We start from the raw sequence: 24,901 nt of genomic DNA, 5'->3' as shown, positions 1-24,901 counted from the left end.
TTGATCGGTAACTTGATTTAACACAGTCGCGGGTATATACACGCATCATGCTTCCTTCTCAGTGTTTGTGCACCAACCTGCGACGCGCCGCGCGTGGCGTCAGCAGGCATTACGACGGCGCTCTCGACGGCTTCGGGATCAATGTTGCCCAGTATTCTTTGCTGTGCAATTTGCAGCGGCTGGATCAGCCGAGCATTTCCGAACTGGCCGAAGCGATGGGCCTGGATCGCAGCACCCTCGGGCGCAATCTGCGGGTGCTGGAAGGCGAGGGCCTGGTGGCGCTGGCGGAGGGCGAGGACATGCGTAACCGCATCGTCCGGCTCACCGAAACCGGTGCACAACGCCTGGCAGCAGCACTGCCGGCCTGGGAAGCGGCGCAACAGCGGTTGATCGACCGACTGGGTGCCGAGAAGCGTGAAACCTTGCTGCGGCTGTTGGATGAACTGGCCTGAAGGCCGGTTTTTTCCGAATCTAAGCGGGTATATACCCGCGACTGGAGAATAATAATGAGTTCGATGTGGCGTACGTGCGGTTGGGTGTTGCTGGGGAGCGCGCTGATTCTGGCGTTGTCATTGGGCGTGCGGCACGGTTTCGGTTTGTTTCTGTCGCCGATGAGCGCCCAGTTTGGCTGGGGCCGTGAAGTGTTCGCCTTCGCCATCGCCTTGCAGAACCTGATCTGGGGTCTGGCGCAACCGTTTACCGGCGCACTGGCTGACCGCTTCGGCGCGGCAAAAGTGGTGCTGATCGGTGGTGTGCTTTACGCCTTGGGCCTGGTGTTCATGGGCCTGTCGGAAACGGCGCTGGGCCTGTCCCTGAGTGCCGGTTTGCTGATCGGCATCGGTCTGTCCGGCACCTCGTTCTCGGTGATCCTCGGCGTGGTCGGCCGCGCTGTGCCGCCGGAGAAGCGCAGCATGGGCATGGGCATCGCCAGTGCTGCCGGTTCTTTCGGCCAGTTCGCCATGCTGCCGGGCACCCTCGGTCTGATTGGCTGGCTCGGCTGGTCGGCGGCGTTGCTGGTGCTGGGCCTGCTGGTGGCGTTGATCGTGCCGCTGGTGAGCATGCTCAAGGACAAACCGCTGCCGGTGCTCGGGCATGAGCAAACCCTGTCCGAAGCGCTGCGTGAGGCCTGCTCGCATTCCGGGTTCTGGTTGCTGGCGTTCGGTTTTTTCGTCTGCGGATTTCAGGTGGTGTTCATTGGCGTGCACCTGCCGGCGTATCTGGTCGATCAGCATTTGCCGGCGAGTGTCGGCACCACGGTGCTGGCGTTGATCGGTCTGTTCAACATCTTCGGTACGTACACCGCCGGTTGGCTCGGCGGGCGGATGTCCAAACCGCGTCTGCTGACCGGGTTGTACCTGCTGCGGGCGGTGGTGATCGTGCTGTTCCTGTGGCTGCCGGTGACGACGACTTCGGCCTATCTGTTCGGCATGGCCATGGGCTTCCTGTGGCTGTCGACGGTGCCGTTGACCAACGGTACGGTGGCGACCTTGTTTGGCGTGCGGAATCTGTCCATGCTCGGCGGTATCGTGTTCCTGTTCCATCAGTTGGGTTCGTTCCTCGGCGGTTGGCTGGGCGGGGTGGTGTATGACCGGACCGGGAGTTATGACTTGATCTGGCAAGTGGCGGTTCTCTTGAGTCTGCTGGCAGCAGCGCTGAACTGGCCGGTGCGCGAGCGTCCGGTCGAGCGCTTGCAACCGCGTGCGAGCGCTGCATGAACCGTTTCTGGCCGCAGATCGTCGTCAGCGCACTCGGCGCCGCGTTGCTGGCGCTGGTGTGGTGGGGCTGGCATCAGGGCGGGCTGGCGCTGATGCAGTTGGGCATGGGTGCTTGCTAGATCGGCGGAAGGGCGAGTAACGTCGGGGTCTGACGATTGCTCAAGGATGCCCGACATGCTCAAGCGCTGGTGTGCTGTTCCCGCGTTGCTGATGGCGTTGACCGGACTGGCCCAGGCCGCGGACTGTCCGGATCTGTTGCAAGGCTCGTTGCCCAAGTTGCGGGCCAAGGAATCCATCGACCTGTGTCAGCGCTACGCCGACAAACCGCTGGTGGTGATCAACACGGCCAGCTTCTGTGGTTTCGCGCCGCAGTTCGAGGGGCTCGAAGCGCTCAATCAGCGCTACAAGGCCCAGGGCCTGGAAATGCTCGGTGTGCCTTCCAATGACTTCAAGCAGGAGTCCAAGGACAGCGCCGAGACCGCCAAGGTCTGCTACGCCAACTACGGCGTGACGTTCACCATGACCGAACCGCAGAAGGTCCGGGGCGACGATGCGACTCATCTGTTCCAGGTGCTGGCCAGACAGAGCAGCGCGCCGAAGTGGAATTTCTACAAATACGTCGTCGACCGCCAGGGCAAGGTGATCGCCAATTTCTCCAGCCTGACCAAACCGGATGATCCGGAATTTCTGGCAGCCATCGAGAAAGCCATTGCTTCCAAACCGCTGAAACCCTGATCGACGCCCATCAAAAAGCCCCGCCTCTGTGAAGAGAGCGGGGCTTTTTAATGGGCGAGGTCTCAAATGGTAAAGAGCTCAGCCTCGCCGTACTGCATCAGAAGCGGTAGGTTGCGCCGACACCGAAGCCGTTTGCCGAGTTTTCATACTGCGAGTTGTAGCTCTGGCCACGATCGTTTTCGTTGCGGATGTTGACCTTCTCTTCCTTCAGGTACGAGTAGGCAACGTCGATGGTCAGGTCTTCAGTCGGGCTCCAGCCGGCACCGATGCTGAAAATGGTCCGGTCGCCGGTCGGGATGCGTGGCGAACGGTCGACGTTGTTGGTCGGCGACTGGTCGAACGTCAGACCGGTACGCAGTACCCATTCCTTGTTCAGCTGGTAGGACGTCCCGATGGCGTAAGCCCAGGTGTCATGCCAGTTCTGTTCTTCGGTGATCTCGCCGAACTGGCCAGCCAGCAGAGGCTGTACACCGGAGTTCTTGACGGTGATCTTTTCCAGCTGGCTCCAACGGGTCCAGGTGGTACCGGCGTAGACGTTCCAGCGATCGTTGATCGCCTGAGTGACCGAGAGGTCCACGGATTCAGGTGTGGTGATCTTCAGCGAAGCGTCGTATTTCTGGTTCGCACCCAGGCCGATCGCGCCCAGCACACCGTAGTTGACCTTGGTGTTACCTTCGAGCTTGTAGTCGACTTTCGAGTGGTAGGTCAGACCCAGGCGAGTGGTGTCGGTAGCCTGTACCAGTACGCCGACGTTGTAGCCCAGCGCGGTGTCGTCACCCTTGATCTTGACCTTGCCGTCCGGCGCAGCCTGAGTGATCGACAGGTTGGATTCCAGCGAGCCGTCGATGCGGTTGATGGTCGGGCCGAAACCGATCGACACGACATCGTTGAACTTGTAGCTGACGGTTGGCTGGAAGGTGATGATCTTGACTTCTGACTTGCTGCCGAAGTAACGGCCGGCGAAGCCGTTTTCATAGTCGGTGATCAGGCCGAAGGGTACGTACACACCCAGACCGAATGCCCAATGCTCGTCGATCGGCTTGACGTAGTAGCCCATAGGTACGGAGGTGAAGGGCACCATGTCGCCTTTGTTGCTGCCGCCGTTCGGGCTGGAGCTGGCGTCGCTGATATCGGTTTTTGCGTCGAGGAATGCAACGCCACCGGTGACTTGTTCGCGCGTGATGCGCGACATGCCGGCAGGGTTGCCATAAACGGTGCTTGCGTCGTCGGCAGAAGAAGATCGCCCGGCGTACCCAGTCCCCATCCCGCTGATGCTGTGTTCGTTGATGGCAAAGCCAGCTGCGAAGATCTGGGTGGATGCCACGGTTACGGCAAGGCTAAGGGTGGTTTTGAGCATGACTTTTTTCATTATTAGAACTCCTGGTGATCACCGGGGCGAAAATTACCAACATTTTCGTCCCAGCGCTATAGTCCGTATGCCTTGAGTTAGAGCGGTTTTGTAGGACAATCCGACCAAATTCGCCACCTGTTGGGCGATGTTGTGAAACCGCTGGGTCAGCAAGCGACCTGATTCAGCGGTGAAACACAGGTTTGCCAGGCGCAGGTGAAATCGCGCAGACGACCTTGAGGCTGGAAGGTCTGACGCCAGATACGCGCCATGCCCAGCAGATCGTCCGGCTCGGGGAGGATGGGGTTTTGTTCTTCGACCAGCAGCCAGGCGATGGCCGTGGCGTACCGCAGGTTGACGGTCAGTTCGAGGTGCGGGCCGCTGAGGAAAGCATGCTGGCTGGCGAGGCCGCGAACCAGGCTGGCGCGTTCCGGATCCAGCGCCAGGTAATGATCCCAGAGGGCCTGGTGACGGTGTTCGGCAATCCGGTACAGGCCGTGGCCACGGCGGTCATGCAGGGCGGAACCGAGGGCGGACTGGCTGGCGGCAATGCCCAGCAACAGGGATTCGGCAGTTGCGCAGTGGCGTCCCAGGTAGATCAGCGTAGGACGGATCACGTAGCGGCACAGTTCGCTGGCAGCGATACCCATAAAACCCTCGGATCTTGTTATCGGGCGGCGAGACCTGAAGGGGAGCTTGGCAGCTGTGGATCGACTCAGGCTCGCCGGAAGCGGATCACGCCGCTTAAGTTGAAGTGTAGTGTCATATTCGCGACGTAAAGGCCTGTTTTTAAAATATTTCCGGCGAGGCGTTATAACCGTTATATCGGTTAGTGATTAGGCAGAAAGTGGCAGAAGTGAAACATCGGGCAATAAAAAGCCCCGCATTCTCAGCGGGGCTTTTGCTTTTGCAGCCATTTCGGCCTCTCAGGCGATCAATGCCTGACGGGTGCGATCAATCACGGCCTGCAGCGGTTCGGCGCTGGAGTATTGATCGGGGTACAGACGCTCGCTGTGGCGGGCGATCCCGTGTTCATTGACCACGGTGAAGCTGAAGCAGCCTTTGCGAGCGGCCATGATCAGGCAGTTCATTGGAGCAAAAGCGTTGGTTAGGGTGCGAATGGCATCCTGAGTCTGGATTTGAGTCGACATAGTTATTAGGTGTTCCTACAAATGACACGGATAAGAACCGTGCAACGTTAAAACGTTCCAGTAACGTCAACCACCATTGGTCGAACGAAGAACCCGACTGGAACAAGGCAGCCAGTTCGAGCGCTATAAAAGTTGGCGCGCTTGGGCTGGCAGGTAGGTACTTAGGAGGACAGGCAACACATCGAGGGCAGAGGTTCTGGGCCCGGGGTGAAGATCCTGATCAATTTGCAGGTTGGTTCGGTCAGAGTAAGTGGTCTTCGCAACACCCTTTGCATTCGATTCAAAGGCTGTGTTGTCGCAAGATTTACCTGGAAACCATCGAGGGGTCGGTCCCGCTTTTGTCGGTGGAGGCTTCTGTGAGAGAAGGCTGACCGTGGGGTGTGTTCGACCGGAATTGACTTTCAGCTTGGTACTAACGCCGCGGATACTAACGGAACGATCTGCAGAAGGCAAACCCGCTGGTCAAAAAAATTCCGGTGTCATCGAGTCTGCCCCGATCTGGCTCACATCATGACCGTCGGTCGCCACGACATGACCGGCGCTGAAGCTCGGCGCAGGGGCTTATCCCCAGCCCGAATGCCAAAACGACCCGAAAAGGCGCATCGATATAACCGCGTAACAGGTACTTGTGCACATTAGTTGCGCAGACTGTAACGGCGCTGTCACAACGATCCTGACCCCGATGGCTGCCTGCATCGAAAGTTTAAGTCAATGAAAAACATCGCTTTTTTTAACTGGTGAAAAAATCGTCAGTTTGACTGCGAGCCCCATTCCACAAGGCTTTGCGGCGACTGGAGGACGGTTGTCCACTGAGTTATCCACAGCTTCTGTGGATTGTCCCGAGCGCTTGCTCTAGCACGGGCGTGCCGGGTTTTTTTCGACTTTACCTGTGCGAAAAAAAGAGTAGAGTGGCGCGCCTTCCGATCTGTCCCACAGTGCTTTATGAAGTTTCGTTCAGCTCCAGAATCTGTTACCTCCCAACCCCCTCGTGTTACCGCTCCCAAGCGATTTTCCGTGCGCGTGGCCGAATGGCTGCTCGACAGCCCGCGCCTGGGCGACAGCCAGAATGCCAAGCATCTCGCCGGCCGCCTGCTCAAGCAACCGGCCCGGGAAGGGGTGGTCGCCGCGCAAAGTCGTCTCGGTCAGTTGATGTGCCGCGAGTGCGGCAATGCCCGGGATCGCCGGATCGGCCAGGACCTGCTGCGCCAGGCCGCCCGCGCCGGTGACCGCCGCGCGCAACAGGAACTCGGCCTGATCGAAGACTGAGCTGTCCAAGACCTGGCGCCTTGGTTAACCTTCAGGCTTTATCGGATCGGCGGGAATCACTATGGCGATGGACTTGACCAGCATCCTGCTGGGGCTGGCAGGCGCGGCCGTGCCGCTGCTGGCACTGGCCTGGCAACTGCAACGCCGGGCCAGCCAGAACCAGTCTGAAGTCGCGTTGCTCGAAGAGCGACTGGCCATGGCGCAACTGGCCCAGGACGGCCTCACTGCTCAACTTGAAGCCTGCCGCGATGAAATCGCCGACCTCGGCCAGGCCAATGCCTCCAAACAAGCTGATCTCGCGGCCGTGCGCCGGGAAGTCGAGCTGTTGCAGATCGAGCGCGATGACGCCCGTGACGCTGCCCACGCCTGGAACCTTGAACGCGCCAACAAGGAAGCTGAATTGCGGCGCCTGGACGCCCAGGCGGCTTCGCTGAATGCCGAATTGCGCGAGCAACAGGAAAGCCATCAACAACGCCTGGATGACCTGCAAGGGTCCCGTGACGAGCTGCGCGCACAGTTCGCCGAACTGGCCGGCAAGATCTTCGATGAGCGCGAACAACGCTTTGCCGAAACCAGCCAGCAGCGCCTAGGCCAGTTGCTTGATCCTTTGAAAGAACGCATCCAGTCGTTTGAAAAACGCGTCGAGGAAAGCTATCAGGCCGAAGCCCGTGAGCGCTTCTCGCTGGCCAAGGAACTGGAGCGTTTGCAGCAGCTGAACCTGCGCCTCAGCGACGAAGCGACTAACCTGACCCGCGCCCTGAAGGGCCAGAAAACCCAGGGCAACTGGGGCGAGCTGATTCTCGAGCGCGTACTTGAGCATGCCGGGCTGGAGAAGGGCCGCGAGTACCAGACCCAGGTCAATCTCAAGGGCCCGGATGGCGAGCGTTTCCAGCCGGACGTGATCATTTACCTGCCGGGCGACAAGCAGGTGGTGGTCGACTCCAAGGTCAGCCTCACCGCGTATCAGCAGTACGTGGCTGCGGACGACGAGGCCATCGGCCAGATCGCCATGAAGCAGCACGTGCTGTCCCTGCGCAGCCACGTCAAAGGCTTGGCCGGCAAGGATTACAAACGTCTGGAAGGCTTGCACAGCCTCGATTTCGTCTTGCTGTTCGTGCCCATCGAAGCGGCGTTTTCCGCTGCATTGCAAGCCGAGCCGACGCTGTTTCAGGAAGCCTTCGACCGCAACATCGTGATCGTCAGCCCGACCACGCTGCTGGCCACTTTGCGAGTCATCGACAGCCTGTGGAAGCAGGAGCGCCAGAGCCAGAACGCCCGGGAAATCGCCGAGCGTGCCGGCTGGCTGTACGACAAGTTCGTGTTGTTCATTCAGGATCTGGACGAAGTCGGCAATCGTCTGCAACAGTTGGACAAAGCCTACAGCGCAGCGCGCAACAAGCTGACAGAAGGGCGCGGAAACCTGGTCAGCCGCAGCGAACAGCTCAAATTGCTCGGCGCGCGAGCCAGCAAAAGTCTGCCGGCGGATCTGCTGGAACGCGCAATGACCGACGCCGACGGCCTGGTCGAACTGCCTGAATAAGCCGCTCTGCTAGAGCGGCAAATAGCGACTCAACAACGCCCGCAACGCCGCCGGTTTCACCGGTTTGGCCAGATAATCCAGTCCCGCCGCGTGCACCTGCGCCACCGTTTCCGGATGCCCGTCGGCGCTGATCACTACGCCCGGCACCGGCTCGCCCAGCCTTGTGCGCAACCAGGCCATCAGATCGGTGCCGGTTTCGCCGTGATCGAGGTGATAGTCGACCAATGCCAATTGTGGCCGCACGCCGTCGTCGAGCAGCGCCGCACATTCTTCGCGGTTGCGCGCGGTCCAGACCTGGCAGCCCCAGCGTGTGAGCAAACTGTTCATGCCGATCAGAATGCTGTCTTCGTTGTCGATGCACAGCACCTGCGCACCGCTGTGCAATTTGCCATTGATTTCCACCGCTGCCGGCGCCTGCACGGTCTGCGCTTTGGCCAACGGCACGCGGACACTGAACACGCTGCCGCGCCCCGGCCATGAACGCACGCGCAAGGTATGGCCGAGCACGCGGCACAGGCCGTCGGCGATCGCCAGGCCCAGGCCCAGGCCTTTTTCGGCGCGGGTCTGGTGGCTGTCGAGGCGTTTGAATTCCTCGAAGATCACTTGCTGTTTGTCCTCCGGAATCCCCGGCCCGCGATCCCACACTTCCAGACAGATTTCACCTTTTCGCCGACGCACGCCCAGCAGCACCGGGCCTTTTGCGTAGCGGAACGCGTTGGTGAGGAAATTCTGCAGAATGCGCCGCAGCAGCTTGATGTCGCTGTCGATGCGCAACTGACTGCTCCGTACCCGGAAACTCAGGCCCTGTTCCTGAGCCAGCGCCTTGAACTCTGCGCCGAGAATATCGAACAGTTCATTGACCGCGAACGGCTTGCGATCCGGGTTGATCTTGCCGTTTTCCAGGCGGGAAATGTCCAGCAGGTCGCTGATCAGGTCTTCGGCCGAACGCAGCGAACTGTCGAGGTGTTGCACCAGTTTCTGCGCTTCGCCGCTCAGGCCGTCGTCCTGATGGGAGAGGGCGGCGGAGAACAGCCGCGCGGCGTTCAGAGGCTGCATCAAGTCGTGGCTGACGGCGGCAAGGAAGCGGGTCTTGGACTGGTTGGCCGCTTCGGCATTGCCCTTGGCTTCGGTCAGCGCGACGTTGAGTTGCGACAGTTCCTGAGTCCGTTCGCTGACCCGTTGCTCCAGCCCTTCGTTGGCTTCGGTCAGGGCCTGCTCGGCTTCGCGGAACGCGGTGATGTCGGTGAAACTCATGACGAAACCGCCGCCGGGCATCGGGTTGCCGATCAGCTCGATCACCCGGCCGTTGGGGAAAAGTCGCTCGGAGGTGTGGGCGCGGCCCTGACGCATCCAGTGCAGGCGTCGGGCAACGTGAACTTCCGCTTCGCCGGGGCCGCACAAGCCACGTTCGGCGTTGTGGCGAATGATGTCGGCAATCGGCCGGCCAACGCTGATCAAACCGTCCGGATAGTTGAACAGCTCCAGATAGCGGCGGTTCCAGGCCACCAGTCTCAGCGACTGGTCGACCACGCTGATGCCTTGGGTAATGTTTTCGATGGCGCCTTGCAGCAGTGCGCGGTTGAACTGCAGCACTTCCGAAGCTTCGTCGGCGATCCGGACCACGTCCTCCAGCTGCATTTCCCGACCTTCGATGGCGGCTTTTACTACAGCTCGCGTCGAAGAGGCGCCAAGGACACCCGCCAGCAATCGCTCGGTGTGGGCGATCCATTCGCCGTCGGCGTTCTGATTCGGGTTGAAGCCTTTGCCCTGACGGTAGGCGAAGCGGATGAAGCTCTGCCGCGCGCGTTCTTCACCGACAAACCGCGCGGCCAGTTGCAGCAAGTCATCAATCTGCACCGCCAGCATCGAGCGGGCGCTCGGCCGTGCGCTGATTTCCTGACCGATAAAACGTCCGGCCTGCCAGTGCTCCGACACCCGGGTGCGTGACAGCACCGAGACCCAGGCGAACAACGTGAAGTTACCCGCCAGCGACAGCACCACACCTTGGGTCAGCGGGGTAATCGGCAGGTTCAGCGGGTTGCTGTGCAGCCAGGCAAGGCCGGGGAAGCTGTCCAGCGACCAGCCGAGGCTGCGCGCAGCGATCGGCAGGATCAGGGTGTAGAACCACAGGAATGTGCCGGCAGCGAGGCCGGCGAACACGCCACGACGGTTGGCCTGTTTCCAGTACAGCGCGCCGAGCATCGCCGGGGCCAGTTGGGTGACCGCCGCGAAAGCAATCTGGCCGATGGTCGCCAGACTCGCAGTAGAGCCGAGCAAACGGTAGCTGACGTAGGCCAGCAAAAGGATCACCACAATGCTGACCCGACGCACCGAGAGCATCCACTGGCGGAACACTTCGAACGGGCGCTCGGCATTGTTGCGGCGCAGCAGCCACGGCAACAGCATGTCGTTGGAGACCATGGTCGACAGCGCCACACTCGCCACGATCACCATGCCGGTGGCCGCCGAAGCGCCGCCGATAAACGCCAGCATCGCCAGTGCCGGATGGGCCTGGGCCAATGGCAGGCTGATAACGAAGGAGTCGGGGATGACCGAGCTGGGCAGCATCATCTGACCGGCCAGGGCGATCGGGACTACAAACAACGCGGCCAGTGCGAGGTAGGCCGGGAACACCCATTTGGCCAGACGCAGATCCTGCGGGTCGATGTTCTCCACCACTGTTACGTGGAACTGCCGGGGCAGGCAGATGATCGCCATCATCGCCACGCCGGTCTGCACCACCATCGACGGCCAGTTGATGGTTTCTTTCCAGTATTCCTCTAGACGCGGCGCGAGCATTGCCTGATTGAACAGGTCGTCGAAGCCGTCATACAGCCCATAAGTGACGAAGGCGCCGACGGCGAGAAAGGCGAACAGTTTGACCAGCGATTCAAAGGCAATTGCCAGCACCATGCCGCGGTGGTGCTCGGTGGCATCAAGGTTGCGCGTACCGAAAACGATGGTGAACAGCGCCAGCACCAGCGACACGATCAGCGCGGTGTCCTGGGCGCGGGTGCCCATGGCGTCGGCGCCGGCACCGATCAGCAGGTTCACGCCGAGGACGATGCCTTTGAGCTGCAAGGCGATATAGGGCAGAACGCCGACCAGACAGATCAGCGCGACCACCACCGCCAACGACTGGGATTTACCGTAACGGGCGGCGATGAAGTCGGCGATGGAGGTGATGTTCTCCTGCTTGCTGATCATCACCATTTTCTGCAGCACCCACGGTGCACCGAGCAGCAGCAGGATCGGCCCCAGATAAATCGGCAGAAATGACCACAGTTGTTCGGCGGCCTGGCCGACCGCGCCAAAGAATGTCCAGCTAGTGCAATAGACCGCCAGCGACAGGCTGTACACCCAGGCACGCACCCGTGGCGGCAGCGGTGTGCTGCGACGGTCGCCGTAGAAGGCGATGGTGAACATGATGGCCATATAGGCCAGGGCGACGGCGGCGATCAGCCCGGTGGACAACGACATGGAACACTCCCGACAGAAAACGACCGGACTCGCGCCCGGTCAGACAGTCTCGCACGGGCGCGGCGGTTAGTCAGTGTCGACCAAGGTCGTGGCGCGGCGGGGTGTCGCAGGAACAGAACCGGGCAGTTCTGACCAGTCCGGTTTGAGCGCGAGGTCGATCAGGCGGTGCAGTTCTTCGACTTCCAGCGGCGCTGCCGAAAACAGAATGCGAAATACCACCGGGGACACCACCAGATTGATCAGTCGATCCACGCTCGGCGCCGTTTCCTCGGGGTGGCGCTCGATGATGGTCTGCAATTGCGCGCCGATGATCGCCACGCAATAGCCCGGCGTCGCGCTCGCCTGCACGTCGCGCATCATGTTGCGTCCGGGCTCGGAACTCATTTCGTCGAGATATTGTTCGGCCCACGCACGGATATCGCTGCGCAGGCTGCCGGTTTCAGCCGGCTCGCTGTCGGGGCGCATGCGGGCGAGGGCGACGTCGGCCAGCAAGGCCGCCAGATCTCCCCAGCGCCGGTAAATCGTTGACGGCGTCACGCCGGCGCGCGCCGCGATTTGCGGGACGGTCACCGTCGAGCGTTCCTGTTCTTGCAGAAGCGCGCGGACTGCCGAATGAATCGACTCCTGCACCCGGGCACTGCGACCGCCGGGGCGTAAACCTTCTTTAATAGCCATGCGGCAGACCTTAACACAAAGAATTTGCTTTAAGCGCAAGCCGAGAGCACACTCCGCAAAAGCAAAAAATTAGCTTTTGCGGAGTGTGCCCATGACCAGCCTTGCTTCCCACCGTTCCAGCCTGTGGTTTCTGGCGATCACCTTACTGAGTTTTCTCGCCGCTTCCACCGCGCCGACGCCGTTGTATCACCTGTATCAGGATCAGCTGCATTTTTCGGCAGCGGTACTGACCCTGATTTTCGGCGTCTACGCGCTGAGTCTGTTGGCCGCGTTGCTGACGGTCGGGTCGCTGTCGGATCACCTGGGACGCAAACCGGTGATCTTCGCCGCCGTGACGCTCAATGCGCTGGCGATGCTGCTGTTTATCTACGCCGACAGCGTGGGCTGGTTGATCGGCGCGCGAGTGCTGCAAGGTTTCGCCACCGGCATGGCCACCGCCGTGTTGAGCGCGACGCTGCTGGACACTGATCGCCAGCAAGGGCCGTTGATCAACAGCGTTGCGCCTTTGCTGGGCATGGCGTTGGGCGGCATGGGTTGCGGCTTGCTGGCCGAGTTCGCTCCGGCGCCGTTGCAGTTGACCTATTGGTTGCTGCTCGCGCTGTTTGTGCTGCAGGGCATTTATGTCTGGCGCCTGCCGGAAAGCGTTTCGCCGCAAGCCGGGGCGTGGGCTTCGTTGCGGCCGACCTTGCATGTACCGGTGCAGGCGCGTTCGACGCTGTGGCGAGTGTTGCCGTTGAATACCGCGACCTGGGCGCTCGGCGGTTTTTATGCCTCGCTGGCGCCGTCACTGGTGCGCACGGCCACCGGCTCCACCTCCAACCTGATCGGCGGCGCGACCGTGGCGGCGTTGACCGTGACCGGTGCATTGATGATCTTCACGTTGCGCAACCGTCCCGCTTCTCGGGCGCTGCAGCTCGGGGCGAGCCTGCTGCCGGCCGGTATCGTGCTGATTCTGTTGGGCGTACACAGCGCCAGTCTGTCGCTGTTTTTCTTCGGTACGCTGGTGGCCGGTTGTGGCTTTGGCTCCGGTTTTCTCGGAGCGGTGCGCAGCCTGGTGCCGCTGGCATTGCCTCATGAGCGTGCTGGTTTGATGTCGGCGTTTTATGTGCTGAGTTATCTGGCGTTCTGCCTGCCGGCGTTGCTGGCTGGGCATTTCACCCACAGCGTGGGCCTGCTGGCCACCACCGATGTGTATGGCGCGGTGCTGATTGTGCTGGCGGTTGGTGCGCTGCTGATGAGTTTCCGGGCGCAAGCGGCCAAAACCTGCAGCACTCCATAACACCTGTGGATTCGGTTAGCCTTGGCCAGCCCATTCTTCTCACGGATCGACCCATGAAGATTATCCGCAGCAAGTCCTTCACCGCCGAGCGCGCATGGGGCGCGCTCGACATCGCCAACATGAACGGCATCACCACGCGCCTGCACTGGACCGATCAGCCCTACAAATGGCACGTCAATGACGGTGAAGAAGTGTTTGTGGTGCTCGACGGCCGAGTGCTCATGCACTACCGCGAAGAAGGCGAGGAGAAGCAGGCCTTGCTTGATGTTGGCGACATCTTCTACGCGTCCATTGGCACCGAACATGTCGCTCATCCTCAGGGCGCAGCGCGGATTCTGGTGATCGAAACCGAAGGCAGTGTCTGACTGCATATCTACAAAACAGATAACAGTTAGAGATATTACCCGTTATATAGATATTCGATTCGGTTCTACCATGAGCTCAACCTCACCTGAGGACAGGAGTTCATGATGATTTGCCCCAACAGCGCCAAACCTGGCATCAAGCCATTCAGCCAGCTTCAGCACCCGCGTGAAGTGATTCGCCAATTCACCCCGAACTGGTTCGCCGCGACCATGGGCACCGGCGTGCTGGCGTTGGCGCTGGCGCAATTGCCGGTGTCCATTCCCGGCCTGCACGCCGTGGCCGAAGGGCTGTGGTTGTTCAACATTCTGTTGTTCGTGCTGTTTACCGCTGCCTACGCCGCGCGCTGGATTCTGTTCTTCGACGAAGCGCGGCGGATCTTCGGCCACTCCACGGTTTCGATGTTCTTCGGTACCATTCCCATGGGTCTGGCGACCATCATCAACGGCTTTCTGCTGTTCGGTCTGCCGCGCTGGGGCGACGGGGTGATTCAGCTGGCCGAGGTGTTGTGGTGGTTGGACGTGGCGATGTCGCTGGCCTGCGGTGTGTTGATTCCCTACATGATGTTTACCCGTCAGGAACACAGCATCGATCAGATGACCGCCGTCTGGCTGCTGCCGGTGGTGGCCGCGGAAGTGGCGGCGGCCAGCGGTGGACTGCTGGCGCCGCATCTCGCCGATGCGCACTCGCAACTGGTGGTGCTGGTGACCAGCTATGTGCTGTGGGCCTTTTCCCTGCCGGTGGCGTTCAGCATCCTGACCATCCTGTTGTTGCGCATGGCCTTGCACAAACTGCCCCACGAAAACATGGCGGCGTCGAGCTGGCTGGCTCTCGGCCCGATCGGGACCGGAGCCTTGGGCATGTTGCTGCTGGGCGGCGATGCCCCGGCGATCTTCGCGGCCAACGGCTTGCCAGGCATCGGCGAGATGGCTTCGGGGCTGGGGCTGGTCGCCGGGATCACACTGTGGGGTTTCGGTCTGTGGTGGATGTTGATGGCGCTGCTGATCACTTTGCGCTACTTGCGTGACGGCATCCCGTTCAACCTCGGCTGGTGGGGATTTACCTTCCCGCTGGGCGTGTATTCGCTGGCCACCCTGAAACTGGGCAGCACGTTGCACCTGACGTTCTTCAGTGTGGCCGGTTGTGTACTGGTGACGTTGCTGGCGGTGATGTGGCTGATCGTCGGCAAGCGCACGCTGCAAGGTGCGTGGCGCGGCGAGCTGTTTGTTTCACCGTGCATTGCAGGTTTGAAGAAATAACCTGCAAAGATTAGGTAATGTGTGGCCTGGATCGCGGTTCGAGATTCTTATAAGCGTAGCCAGGCCACTCGCTACCTTCTCTTTCCAAAAACAACAGGGTCACACGGAAGATGAGTCACCCCTCACAGTTCAACCTGCTGCGCACCCGGCGCTTCCTGCCGTTTTTCATCACCCAGTCGCTGGGCGCGTTCAACGACAACGTGTTCAAGCAGTCGCTGATCCTCGCCATTCTCTATCGGCTGACCATCGAAGGTGACCGCTCCATCTGGGTCAACCTGTGTGCGCTGCTGTTTATCCTTCCGTTCTTCCTGTTTTCGGCGTTGGCCGGACAGTTCGGGGAAAAATTCGCCAAGGATGCGTTGATCCGTCTGATCAAACTGGCAGAAATCGCCATCATGGCCGTGGGATCCGTCGGCTTCCTGTTCGATCACCTGTCATTGATGCTGGTGGCGCTGTTCGCCATGGGTACGCACTCGGCGCTGTTCGGGCCGGTGAAATATTCGATCCTGCCGCAGGCATTGCGCGAGGATGAGCTGGTCGGCGGCAACGGGCTGGTGGAGATGGGCACGTTCCTGGCGATCCTGGCCGGGACCATCGGCGCCGGGGTGATGATGTCGTCGGCCAATTACGCGCCGGTGGTGTCCGCCGCGATTGTCGGCATCGCCGTGCTGGGTTATCTGGCCAGTCGCAGCATTCCTCGCGCCGCAGCGGCGACCCCGGAAATGCGCCTGAACTGGAACATCTTCAGTCAGTCGTGGGCCACCTTGAAACTCGGCCTGGGGCAGACGCCTGCGGTGTCGCGCTCGATCGTCGGCAACTCGTGGTTCTGGTTCGTCGGGGCGATTTATCTGACGCAGATCCCGGCTTACGCCAAAGAATGGATGCACGGCGACGAAACCGTGGTCACCCTGATTCTTACCGTGTTTTCGGTCGGCATCGCACTGGGTTCGATGTTGTGCGAGAAGCTTTCCGGGCGCAAAGTCGAGATCGGCCTGGTGCCGTTTGGCTCGTTCGGCCTGACCGTTTTCGGGCTGCTGCTGTGGTGGCATTCCGGTGGAATTCCAGAAAGCGCCGCTGGCCACAGCTGGACTGAAGTACTGGGCTTCGGACATGCCTGGGCGGTGTTGATCGATGTGCTGGGCCTCGGGATCTTCGGCGGTTTCTACATCGTGCCGCTGTACGCCCTGATCCAGTCGCGCACCGCCGAGAACGAACGGGCGCGGGTGATTGCCGCCAACAACATTCTCAACGCGTTGTTCATGGTGGTTTCGGCGATTGTCACCATCGTGTTGCTGAGCGTGGTCAAGTTGTCGATTCCTCAGTTGTTCCTGGTGGTGTCGCTGCTGAACATCGGCGTCAACGCCTACATCTTCAAGATCGTCCCCGAGTTCAGCATGCGTTTCATGATCTGGCTGCTCAGCCATTCCATGTACCGCGTCGAGCATCGCAACCTTGAGGCGATTCCCGATGAGGGCGCGGCGTTGCTGGTGTGCAACCACGTGTCGTTCGTCGATGCGTTGCTGATTGGTGGCGCAGTGCGTCGGCCGATTCGCTTTGTCATGTACTACAAGATCTACAACCTGCCGGTGCTGAACTTTATCTTCCGCACGGCAGGGACGATTCCTATCGCCGGACGCCAGGAAGACATTCAGATCTACGAAAAGGCCTTCACCCGGATTGCCCAGTATCTGAAGGACGGTGAGCTGGTGTGCATCTTCCCGGAAGGCAAATTGACTGCCGACGGTGAGATCAACGAGTTCAAGGGCGGGCTGACGCGGATTCTCGAGGAGACGCCAGTACCGGTGATTCCGCTGGCGTTGCAGGGGTTGTGGGGGAGTTTCTTCAGTCGCGATCCCGATAAGGGTTTCTTTCACCGGTTGTGGTCGCGGGTGACGCTGGTGGCGGGTTCGCCGGTTGCCGTTGAAGCGGCACAGCCAGCGGAGTTGCAGGCGTTGGTCGGGGAGTTGCGCGGGACAGTCAGGTAGTTGGTTGGAAAGCCGCCACCCCTGACGGATGGCGGCAACGGCTCAGGCGCTGACCTTGAGCCCGATCAGTCCGGTGACGATCAACGCCACACTGGCCAGGCGAATCAACGCCATCGATTCGCCAAACAGGATGATCCCGGCAATCACCGTGCCCACGGCGCCGACTCCCGTCCAGATCGCGTAAGCCGTACCCAGCGGCAGCTCCTTCATCGCTAGCCCGAGCAGGCCAAGGCTGACCGCCATGGCGGCGACGGTGAGAACGGTGGGCAGCGGACGGGTGAAACCATCGGTGTATTTAAGGCCGACGGCCCAGCCGACTTCGAACAGGCCGGCGAAAAACAGAATGATCCAGGACATGAAAGACCTCCATCGATTGACGGGGCCGTCCCCAGATTGAAAACTCGATTGAGCCGCAGGGTCGTCCCCGCGTGGCGCACATACTACCTAAAATTGTGCGCCGCGCCTTGATCCGGAATCAGTCGGCCGCCTGTTGCGCCAACGTTTCACGGTCTTCTTTTTCGCTCATCCGCCGGAAGTACGTCGAAAGCAGCGCCCCGGAAATGTTGTGCCACACACTGAACAACGCGCTCGGCACCGCCGCCAGCGGCGAGAAGTGCGCACTGGCCAGCGCAGCCCCCAACCCCGAGTTCTGCATGCCGACTTCCAGTGCCAGGGACTTGCGCTGCGGCAGCGGCAGGCCGAACAGGCGTCCGGTGAAATAACCCAGCAGATAACCGAAGCTGTTGTGCAGCATCACCACGGCCATGATCAGAAGGCCGGATTCGGCGATTTTCGCCTGGCTGGCGGCAACCACGGCGGCAACGATGATCACGATGCTGACCACCGACACCAGCGGCAACACTTCCACCGCGTGGCGGACCTTGTCACCGAGCACACGTTGCGCGACCACGCCGAGGATGATCGGCAGCAGCACCACTTGCAGGATCGACCAGAACAACTCCATGAACGAAACCGGCAACCACGCCGAAGCCAACAGCCAGATCAGCGCGGGGGTCAGCAGCGGGGCGAGGAGGGTGGTGACGGCGGCGATGGCCACCGACAGCGCCAGGTCGCCACGGGCCAGCCAGGTCATGACGTTCGATGACGTGCCGCTCGGGCAGCAACCGACCAGAATCACGCCGACGGCGATTTCCGGCGGCAGATGAAAAATCTGGCACAGCAACCATGCCATCCCCGGCATGATCACGAAATGCGCGACCACGCCCAATGCGACGCGCCATGGATGACGGGCGACGGCGGCGAAGTCGTCGAGTTTGAGGGTCAGGCCCATGCCGAACATCACCAGCCCGAGCAGCGGCACGATCGCGCCTTTGAGGCCGAGAAACCACGCCGGTTGCAGGAACGCGATCACCGCGAAAATCAGAACCCAGTAAGCGAAGGTGTTGCCGACAAAACGACTCAGTGCAGCCAGTGCGCGCATGGCCTGTTCCTTATTATTAATAGAACCGCAGAAACCAATGTGGGAGCGAGCCTGCTCGCGATGGCGGCGTTACAGTCGACACAAAATGTTGAGTGCAATGGCCCTATCGCGAGCAGGCTCGCTCCCACAGTTTTTCACTCGGCAGGTTTTAGATGCCCTGCGGAGTCTCTTCGCCGCCCAGTGCTTCAACCAGCGCCGGCAGGAAGTCGCCGAACGTCAGCATCATCAGGGTGAAGCTGGCGTCCAGTTGGCCGAGGGCTTCGTCGCCGCCGTCCTGTTCCGCCTGATCCTGCAACAGATCTTCGAATTTCAGGCGCTTGACGGTCATCTTGTCGTCGAGCATGAACGACAGTTTGTCCTGCCAGGCCAGCGACAGTTGAGTCACCACCTTGCCGGTGCTCAGGTGCAGCTGGATTTCTTCGCTGGTCAGGTCCTGACGCTTGCAACGCACGATGCCGCCGTCTTCGTGGGTGTCGCGCAGTTCGCACTCGTCCAGCACAAAGAAGTCCGGGGCGGCTTGCTGGGTGGTGACCCATTCGGTCATCACGGCAGTCGGCGCGGTTTTCACGGTCAGCGGACGAACCGGCAGGGTGCCGATCACTTCACGCAGGGTGGAGAGCAGGTCTTCGGCGCGTTTCGGGCTGGCCGAGTTGACCAGGATCAGACCCTGTTTCGGCGCGATGGCGGCGAAGGTCGACGAGCGGCGAATAAAGGCGCGCGGCAGGAAAGCCTGGATGATTTCATCCTTGATCTGATCGCGTTCCTTCTTATAGACCTTGCGCATCTGCTCGGCTTCGATCTCTTCGACCTTTTCCTTGACCGCGTCGCGCACGACGCTGCCCGGCAGGATGCGTTCTTCTTTACGGGCGGAGATCAGCAGGAAGTCACCGCTGACGTGCACCAGTGGAGCATCTTCGCCTTTGCCGAACGGCGCGACGAAACCGTAGGTGGTCAACTCCTGGCTTGCACATGGACGCGCCAGTTTGGTGGCCAGTGCAGTTTCCAGCGCCTCGGCATCGACAGGCAGGTCTTGGGTCAGGCGATAGATAAGCAGGTTTTTGAACCACATGGGGTGAGTCTCTCCTTTATACAAAGGGGGGCATTATTGTCTTCGCCGGGTCATAGGCCAACCCTTCTCTAAGCCTTTGGAAGGGCTAAGAAAATTAATTAAAAAAGTGCTTGCCAGAGGTTGGGTCGCTCCGTAGAATGCGCGCCACACCGAAGCGAAGGGTGATTAGCTCAGCTGGGAGAGCGTCTGCCTTACAAGCAGAATGTCGGCGGTTCGATCCCGTCATCACCCACCATTCGTTTCAAGTGTTTAGCGCAGCGGTAGTTCAGTCGGTTAGAATACCGGCCTGTCACGCCGGGGGTCGCGGGTTCGAGTCCCGTCCGCTGCGCCATATTCGGTAACCTGGAACACTGAACGCCAGGTCACCACGGAAGAACCCGCCAAGGCGGGTTTTTTTCTGCCTCGAGTTGTACATGCGGGATGTGTCGTTTCACCGGTTTTCGGATTTATTTGAAAAAAACTTCAATTAAATCAACACATTACGAAAATCTGTGGCATAATGCGCCCCGTAACGAAGCGAAGGGTGATTAGCTCAGCTGGGAGAGCGTCTGCCTTACAAGCAGAATGTCGGCGGTTCGATCCCGTCATCACCCACCATTCGTTTCAAGCGTTTCGCGCAGCGGTAGTTCAGTCGGTTAGAATACCGGCCTGTCACGCCGGGGGTCGCGGGTTCGAGTCCCGTCCGCTGCGCCATATTCGGTAATCTGGAACACTGAACGCCAGATCACCACAGAAAGCCCGCCTGGTGCGGGCTTTTTGCTGTCCGGGATTTGGCTTTTGCCGGGCCTGAACATGAGAAAGCGACCTTTGACGGTCGCTTTTTTCGTTTCTGGCGCTGCTATTGCGTCGAGTTGCGGCTGTGACGGTAATCGCTGACGGCTTCATACACCGCTTTGCGCAGGCGGTTGATCCCGCCAATCGGGCGATGAGCGTCGATGCCGAACCAGGGATTGAACGACAGGTTGTCGCATTGCAGGTTCAGCGCCGGGTTGTCGAAGTCCTGCGGGGGCAGGGTGATCCTCGCCACTGTCTGGAATGGGCTGTCCTGTTCGCGCCATTCGATGCTGGTGTCTTCAATCGGCATGTACTTGTTCGCGTCCTGTCGCTGGATCTGCAACACGAAACACGCTGGAATCCGGTCGGTCGACAGCTGTTGATTCAGCGCGCTGCGCAGGAAGTTCGGCAGATCCTGGTTCTGTTTCGGCAAGGTGTAAGCGGGGCAGCGCTCCGGATCCGGCATTACCCGGAACTTGGCATTGGCCTCGCCGAACTTGTAGGGCGATACCGAGAAGTATGTCGTGCGGGTCGGGCTTTCTGGCGGTGGCGATAGGGTCGCCAGTGCAATGAACAGATGCCGGATCTGCCAGCTGCGCGGATCCCACCCCGGAAAAAACGCCATGACCTTCTTGCCGTCAGCCTGCGCCGCCACATTCTGACGATACTCGGCGACATCGCTGACAAAGAAGTTCGGGTGACTGAACATCACGAAATCCTGCTCGTGCAGCCCCTGACGATCACCCAGCAACTGCTTGCCCGGCACATCGAGCAATTTGAGCGCCATGCCTCGGGCATCTCGGATGCTGTCGAATTGTGGATAGGCGTTGCCGTTGGACAGGCGCATCGTCGCTTTCCAGAGCTTGCCCGGTTCGCTGAAGACGCCCTGGCGCAATTCCTGAGCCAGATCCGGCAACACCTGCACATCGGCCTTCACGCAGCCATGGGCCTTGGCATGGGCGTCGCGCAGGTAGCGGGTGCTTTCGCGATGCTGATCGACGATGCGCACGGCGGTCTGAATCACGTCCTGGGTCATGGCGGCTTCGCCATCTGGAATCTGTTCCAGTGCCGACACCGGGCCACGGTGCTGCCAGGCGAACCACGCGGTGCTCAGGGCCCAGCCGATCAGGCCGATCACCAGCAGGATCAGCAGGGTTTTACCCAATAACCGTCCCAGCCAGAGCCAGAACCGCGCCAGCATCGAAGGTCTTTTGAAGGAATTGAAGATCATGGCAGTTGCGCCTCCAGCGGGCCGCCCAGCACTTTCAGGTATTCCAGCAGCGCCCAGCGCTCTTCTGGCTGCAGCAGTCGGCCAATGACGCCGTTGCCGCGCTCGCCGGCGCGGAATTCGTGGCCGCTGTTGTGGTTGCCGGTGATGCGGGTGTCGAACAGGAAACCGTTGGTGAAGGCTTCGGTGCGGTAGCCCAGATGGCGCGGGTCGTATTCGAAGGTGCCTTTATAGAAGGTGGTGGCGCGCTCGTCCTGAGGCGACAGCAACTGATAAAGGCTCGGCACCGAGCCGTTGTGCAGGAACGGGGCCGTGGCCCATACGCCGGCAAGCGGACGCGCCTTGTAGGCGACTTTTTCGCGAACGCCAATCGGCAGACCGAAGCCGTCGAGCTGTGGTTTCTCGGCAGCGGTGACGCCCGCTTCACGGTACGCACGGTTTTCCACGAAGGCGGTGACGTAAGCCAGTCCCTTGGCCACTGAAAGCTGGCTGAGATCCAGCGGTTCCTTGGGTTTGGGGTGCAACTTCACGTCCATTTTTTCAAGTTCTGCCGGGTTCCATTGCAGGGCGGTCAGGTCGAAACGGTGATTGGCAATGTTGTTGGCGGCGTTCGGGTCGGTGCCGATGACGTCCACCGGGAGCATGTGCAGGTGTTGCACCCAACGCTCGCCTTCCTGGGTCTGACGCGGGACGTGGCATCCGGCGCAATTCTCGACGAACAGGGCTCGCCCCTTGGCTGCCAAGGGTCTGTCGACGACGCCGAGCAACTCTTCAGGCCATGCCGGCGGTCGCAGTCTTTGCAGGGTTTCTTCGATCTTGTGCAGATCACGCACACGTACGCTGGAGGCATAGCGCTCATCGCCTTGCAGCGGCTGGCCGTTGTCGTCGAAGAAATTCAGCGTGGCGCCGACGCCCAAAGCCTCGCCGATATTGCGCGCCATCGGTTGTTGCGCCGAGCCGTTCCACTGCACCCAGTCGAATGTCCACATGTCCCACAGCTGTGGATAATCCACCGGGGCATTGGCCACGCGGTAATTGTTTGGGGAGATCGCATCGCCGAAGGTCGCGTTGGCGATACGCCCGAAGGCATCCGTGCGACCCGGGCCTTCTTCGGTGGGGTAGAGGCCACGGTGAGTGTCGTTCCAGGCCACTTTGATGAAGGTGTTCAGTGAGCTTTTGAAGTCTTTGCGCAGTTGTTCGTGGCGTGCTTCGTAGTCATTGCCCAGCACGTGGCGGGCGAAGCGCTCGAATTTCCAGGGGTTGTAGTAGGTCGAGGCGAGACTGGCGACCAATGCCTGTCCGAAACTGCCGCCGCGCAATGTAGGAACGCTGGAGGGCAACACATGCTGGGCCGAACCGCCGTCGATGCGCACTGCCTGGCCATTGAAGTGCAGTTCACCGGTGTGGCAGGCCGCACACGTGATGTCGAGATATTGCTCGGAACTGCCGGGATTCTGATGCCGGGCGAAACCTACCGGCAGATTGCCCGGATTGTCCGGCGTGGCTTTCTGTTGAGGATCGATCAGAAAGCCGAAGCGCGCGAGGTATTCCGGGGAAGCAAAACGTTGCTGCGAGAACGGCAGCTCCAGCGCCTGAAACCATTCGTAACGAAGGCCTTTGACCTGCGTCCCCTGCGGAGTGAAGTAGTAGATCTGGCGCTCTTGCTCAGTCCACTGGTTCAGGTAATGCACCTGTTTTGCGGGCGCGGGGAAGGGCAATCTCGGATTGGCGACATAGTAAAGAACCACCGCCAGAACCAGTCCCAGCAGCACCACGATCAGCGTCAACACACGGTATAAGAGGCGCAAGATGAACATCCTTGTCGAGTTGTTGCGCTGTTATGCCTGAGCCGAGTCCCATGCGGCAAGTGGCCATTACGCCAAGTGTTGTGGGAAGCGGCATCAATCGCTGTCGGCGAAAGATGACAGAAGCTTCATCGTGGCTTTCGCCAAATGCTTTTTAATCCCTGAACTTATCGGAAGATTCCTGCTCTCATGCCGGTAGCCATTGGTCGTGGCGGCCTGATAAGCTCGCGGCTTTACTCGATTGCCCTTTCGGCGCATGAACAAGGAAATAGCATGAAACAGCATCGGTTGGCGGCGGCGGTTGCCCTGGTTAGCCTGGTACTCGCGGGTTGTGACTCGCAGACCAGCGTAGAGCTGAAAACCCCGGCGCAAAAAGCTTCCTACGGTATCGGCCTGAACATGGGCAAGAGCCTTGCTCAGGAAGGCATGGATGATCTGGACTCCAAAGCGGTAGCCCAGGGCATCGAAGATGCCGTCGGCAAGAAAGAACAGAAGCTGAAAGATGAAGAACTGGTCGAAGCTTTCGCCGCGCTGCAAAAGCGTGCCGAAGAGCGCATGGCCAAGATGAGCGAAGAGTCGGCAGCCGCCGGCAAGAAATTCCTCGAAGAAAACGGCAAGAAGGCTGGCGTGACCACCACCGCTTCCGGTCTGCAGTACGAAGTGGTCAAGAAAGCCGACGGCCCACAGCCTAAGCCTACCGATGTCGTGACCGTTCACTACACCGGCAAGCTGACCAACGGCACCGTATTCGACAGCTCCGTCGAGCGCGGCAGCCCGATCGATCTGCCGGTCAGCGGTGTGATCCCGGGTTGGGTCGAAGGCCTGCAACTGATGCACGTTGGCGAGAAGTACAAGCTGTACATCCCTAGCGATCTGGCTTACGGCGCACAATCGCCAAGCCCGGCAATCCCGGCCAACTCGGTTCTGGTTTTCGACCTGGAACTGCTGGCCATCAAGGATCCAGCCAAAGAAGACGCCGCCGCCAAGTAATCTGCGCCGGTCTCAACAACAACGCCTCGCTTATGCGGGGCGTTGTTGCATCTGGACGATGGTCGGCGTAAACAGACCGAACCGATGCCGGTCATGGCAGTCCTAGACTTTAAGGTTGCCCGCGCTAGACGCCCGGAGCCGCCAAGTCAATGAAATATTGGGTTTTTTTATGTGAGTAAAAAACGCCCGATCTGAGCGCAGCCCTTATGAAACGGGGCTCTCAGCGCTGAAATGCAGCTCTGTTCACAAGGTTATCCACAATTTGTGTGGATAACATTTCAACGGGAGAAATAAATGAAAGCGCCGTGGAATTTCGCCCGATTCCTGCCTTTGGCCGGACGCTTGCTGGCTCGAGGCCGCTTGCCGACCTTGTTGTTCGCCGTGGCCAGCAAAGGCGCCGCCCAAGGCAATCGCCTCGGCAAACTGAAGGACGATTTGCGTCTGTTGCAGGCACTGTGTCTGGCGTACTGGCGCGGCGAGTACCGTGCGATCAGCGCCAAGGCCATTGTTTCGGTGGTGGCCGGTCTGATGTACTTCCTCAGTCCGGTGGATGCGATCCCGGATTTCATTCCCATGTTCGGCATGCTCGATGACATCGCCGTCCTCGCCTGGCTGATGAAAACCCTCGACGATGAACTGAATGCCTTCCGCCTGTGGCGCCAGCGCCAGGCGCCGGAAAAGCTCAGAGTGGTCGAGCGTCTGCCCGATACGCCCGAGCAACTTCAGCTTCAGGGGCCGAAAAAGTCCTGAATCGCGACAGCCTCGTACACAGATAGATACCCCCCACGACCTTGGCCG

Annotated in this window: 21 protein-coding genes, 4 tRNA genes and 1 pseudogene; 16 read left to right on the top strand and 10 right to left on the bottom strand. The window is 60.3% G+C overall.

Translation table 11 applies throughout. The features are described from left to right. Nucleotides 1–47 precede the first annotated feature (47 nt). Genes CAF90_RS25115 through CAF90_RS25105 form a run of 4 tightly spaced genes read left to right on the top strand, consistent with a single transcriptional unit; the run spans nucleotide 48 to nucleotide 2,450 of the window. Nucleotides 48–452, top strand: coding sequence for a MarR family winged helix-turn-helix transcriptional regulator (locus CAF90_RS25115; RefSeq protein WP_007950413.1), 405 nt, complete (start codon nucleotides 48–50; stop codon nucleotides 450–452). Between the two features lie 54 nt (nucleotides 453–506). Next, nucleotides 507–1,715: an MFS transporter gene (locus tag CAF90_RS25110; protein ID WP_007950414.1), complete on the top strand. Its 1,209-nt coding sequence runs from the start codon at nucleotides 507–509 to the stop codon at nucleotides 1,713–1,715. Beyond that, on the top strand, nucleotides 1,712–1,834 hold the full coding sequence (locus CAF90_RS29775) for a hypothetical protein (RefSeq protein WP_256578518.1): 123 nt from the start codon (nucleotides 1,712–1,714) through the stop codon (nucleotides 1,832–1,834). The genes CAF90_RS25110 and CAF90_RS29775 overlap by 4 nt, the downstream gene beginning before the upstream one ends. A 55-nt stretch (nucleotides 1,835–1,889) precedes the next feature. Then, the gene (locus CAF90_RS25105; RefSeq protein WP_085608835.1) at nucleotides 1,890–2,450 is read left to right on the top strand and encodes a glutathione peroxidase; all 561 of its coding nucleotides are present in this window, start codon (nucleotides 1,890–1,892) and stop codon (nucleotides 2,448–2,450) included. 97 nt (nucleotides 2,451–2,547) lie between these two features. Here the strand turns inward: CAF90_RS25105 and CAF90_RS25100 are convergent, their stop codons facing one another. The 3 genes from CAF90_RS25100 to CAF90_RS25090 all read right to left on the bottom strand — a co-directional run bounded on the left by CAF90_RS25100 (nucleotide 2,548) and on the right by CAF90_RS25090 (nucleotide 4,949). Beyond that, complete coding sequence (locus tag CAF90_RS25100; protein WP_085608834.1) at nucleotides 2,548–3,819, bottom strand: OmpP1/FadL family transporter; 1,272 nt, start codon at nucleotides 3,817–3,819, stop codon at nucleotides 2,548–2,550. Nucleotides 3,820–3,965: 146 nt separating this feature from the next. After that, the gene (locus CAF90_RS25095) at nucleotides 3,966–4,448 is read right to left on the bottom strand and encodes a hypothetical protein (protein WP_011333151.1); all 483 of its coding nucleotides are present in this window, start codon (nucleotides 4,446–4,448) and stop codon (nucleotides 3,966–3,968) included. 276 nt (nucleotides 4,449–4,724) lie between these two features. Next, nucleotides 4,725–4,949 (bottom strand): hypothetical protein, encoded by a 225-nt coding sequence (locus CAF90_RS25090; RefSeq protein WP_007950419.1) that lies wholly within the window; start codon nucleotides 4,947–4,949, stop codon nucleotides 4,725–4,727. Nucleotides 4,950–5,891: 942 nt separating this feature from the next. On the opposite strand from CAF90_RS25090, the gene CAF90_RS25080 reads away from it, so the two are divergent. Next, on the top strand, nucleotides 5,892–6,215 hold the full coding sequence (locus tag CAF90_RS25080) for a hypothetical protein (protein WP_081493545.1): 324 nt from the start codon (nucleotides 5,892–5,894) through the stop codon (nucleotides 6,213–6,215). 175 nt (nucleotides 6,216–6,390) lie between these two features. Beyond that, complete coding sequence (gene rmuC / locus CAF90_RS25075) at nucleotides 6,391–7,755, top strand: DNA recombination protein RmuC (RefSeq protein WP_170929427.1); 1,365 nt, start codon at nucleotides 6,391–6,393, stop codon at nucleotides 7,753–7,755. A gap of 9 nt (nucleotides 7,756–7,764) precedes the next feature. Here rmuC and CAF90_RS25070 read toward each other — a convergent pair whose 3' ends face one another. Beyond that, on the bottom strand, nucleotides 7,765–11,235 hold the full coding sequence (locus CAF90_RS25070) for a hybrid sensor histidine kinase/response regulator (RefSeq protein ID WP_085608832.1): 3,471 nt from the start codon (nucleotides 11,233–11,235) through the stop codon (nucleotides 7,765–7,767). A 144-nt stretch (nucleotides 11,236–11,379) separates the two neighbouring features. Next, nucleotides 11,380–11,910: pseudogene (locus tag CAF90_RS25065) on the bottom strand (TetR/AcrR family transcriptional regulator); the annotation flags it as partial. A gap of 91 nt (nucleotides 11,911–12,001) precedes the next feature. Here CAF90_RS25065 and CAF90_RS25060 point away from each other — a divergent pair. The 4 genes from CAF90_RS25060 (at nucleotide 12,002) to CAF90_RS25045 (ending at nucleotide 16,796) form a co-directional block, all read left to right on the top strand. Then, a complete protein-coding gene (locus tag CAF90_RS25060) occupies nucleotides 12,002–13,189 on the top strand; it encodes an MFS transporter (protein WP_085608831.1) in 1,188 nt (395 codons plus the stop codon). Nucleotides 13,190–13,242: 53 nt separating this feature from the next. Further along, the gene (locus CAF90_RS25055; protein ID WP_085608830.1) at nucleotides 13,243–13,554 is read left to right on the top strand and encodes a cupin; all 312 of its coding nucleotides are present in this window, start codon (nucleotides 13,243–13,245) and stop codon (nucleotides 13,552–13,554) included. Between the two features lie 105 nt (nucleotides 13,555–13,659). Next, entirely contained in the window at nucleotides 13,660–14,811 is a 1,152-nt protein-coding gene (locus CAF90_RS25050) for a TDT family transporter (RefSeq protein ID WP_085608829.1), read from the top strand. A 110-nt stretch (nucleotides 14,812–14,921) separates the two neighbouring features. Continuing rightward, nucleotides 14,922–16,796, top strand: a complete 1,875-nt coding sequence (locus tag CAF90_RS25045) for an MFS transporter (RefSeq protein ID WP_085608828.1) — start codon at nucleotides 14,922–14,924, stop codon at nucleotides 16,794–16,796. A 42-nt stretch (nucleotides 16,797–16,838) separates the two neighbouring features. On the opposite strand, the gene sugE is transcribed toward CAF90_RS25045, so the two are convergent. From sugE to rdgC, 3 genes are all read right to left on the bottom strand, one after another. Then, nucleotides 16,839–17,153, bottom strand: coding sequence for a quaternary ammonium compound efflux SMR transporter SugE (gene sugE / locus CAF90_RS25040; RefSeq protein WP_039769847.1), 315 nt, complete (start codon nucleotides 17,151–17,153; stop codon nucleotides 16,839–16,841). Between the two features lie 118 nt (nucleotides 17,154–17,271). Then, nucleotides 17,272–18,237 carry a bile acid:sodium symporter family protein gene (locus CAF90_RS25035; RefSeq protein ID WP_085608827.1) on the bottom strand — a complete coding sequence of 322 codons (966 nt, stop codon included), beginning with the start codon at nucleotides 18,235–18,237 and terminating at the stop codon, nucleotides 17,272–17,274. Between the two features lie 148 nt (nucleotides 18,238–18,385). Continuing rightward, nucleotides 18,386–19,306, bottom strand: coding sequence for a recombination-associated protein RdgC (rdgC, locus tag CAF90_RS25030; RefSeq protein ID WP_007950430.1), 921 nt, complete (start codon nucleotides 19,304–19,306; stop codon nucleotides 18,386–18,388). Between the two features lie 159 nt (nucleotides 19,307–19,465). Here rdgC and CAF90_RS25025 point away from each other — a divergent pair. The 4 genes from CAF90_RS25025 to CAF90_RS25010 all read left to right on the top strand — a co-directional run bounded on the left by CAF90_RS25025 (nucleotide 19,466) and on the right by CAF90_RS25010 (nucleotide 19,999). Next, nucleotides 19,466–19,541 (top strand) — tRNA-Val (locus CAF90_RS25025). 19 nt (nucleotides 19,542–19,560) lie between these two features. Then, nucleotides 19,561–19,637: transfer RNA gene (locus CAF90_RS25020), tRNA-Asp, on the top strand. 190 nt (nucleotides 19,638–19,827) lie between these two features. Then, nucleotides 19,828–19,903: transfer RNA gene (locus tag CAF90_RS25015), tRNA-Val, on the top strand. Nucleotides 19,904–19,922: 19 nt separating this feature from the next. After that, nucleotides 19,923–19,999, top strand: a tRNA-Asp gene (locus CAF90_RS25010). A gap of 145 nt (nucleotides 20,000–20,144) precedes the next feature. On the opposite strand, the gene CAF90_RS25005 is transcribed toward CAF90_RS25010, so the two are convergent. Both CAF90_RS25005 and CAF90_RS25000 read right to left on the bottom strand, forming a co-directional pair. Continuing rightward, a complete protein-coding gene (locus CAF90_RS25005; protein ID WP_139834528.1) occupies nucleotides 20,145–21,281 on the bottom strand; it encodes a catalase family protein in 1,137 nt (378 codons plus the stop codon). A 26-nt stretch (nucleotides 21,282–21,307) separates the two neighbouring features. Continuing rightward, nucleotides 21,308–23,116, bottom strand: a complete 1,809-nt coding sequence (locus tag CAF90_RS25000) for a di-heme-cytochrome C peroxidase (RefSeq protein ID WP_085608859.1) — start codon at nucleotides 23,114–23,116, stop codon at nucleotides 21,308–21,310. A 270-nt stretch (nucleotides 23,117–23,386) separates the two neighbouring features. Here CAF90_RS25000 and CAF90_RS24995 point away from each other — a divergent pair, with 270 nt between their 5' ends. Together CAF90_RS24995 and CAF90_RS24990 are read left to right on the top strand one after the other, a co-directional pair. Next, a complete protein-coding gene (locus tag CAF90_RS24995; RefSeq protein WP_007950433.1) occupies nucleotides 23,387–24,103 on the top strand; it encodes an FKBP-type peptidyl-prolyl cis-trans isomerase in 717 nt (238 codons plus the stop codon). Between the two features lie 294 nt (nucleotides 24,104–24,397). Next, nucleotides 24,398–24,853: a YkvA family protein gene (locus CAF90_RS24990; protein ID WP_007950434.1), complete on the top strand. Its 456-nt coding sequence runs from the start codon at nucleotides 24,398–24,400 to the stop codon at nucleotides 24,851–24,853. The last annotated feature ends 48 nt before the right edge of the window (nucleotides 24,854–24,901 follow it).

It is taken from the genome of Pseudomonas sp. B37(2017), from assembly GCF_002112885.1.
In the GTDB taxonomy this organism is placed as follows: Bacteria; Pseudomonadota; Gammaproteobacteria; order Pseudomonadales; family Pseudomonadaceae; genus Aquipseudomonas; species Aquipseudomonas paraglycinae.
Note: the sequence above shows the minus strand (reverse complement) of the source record. Positions and strands in the feature narration are given on the sequence as shown.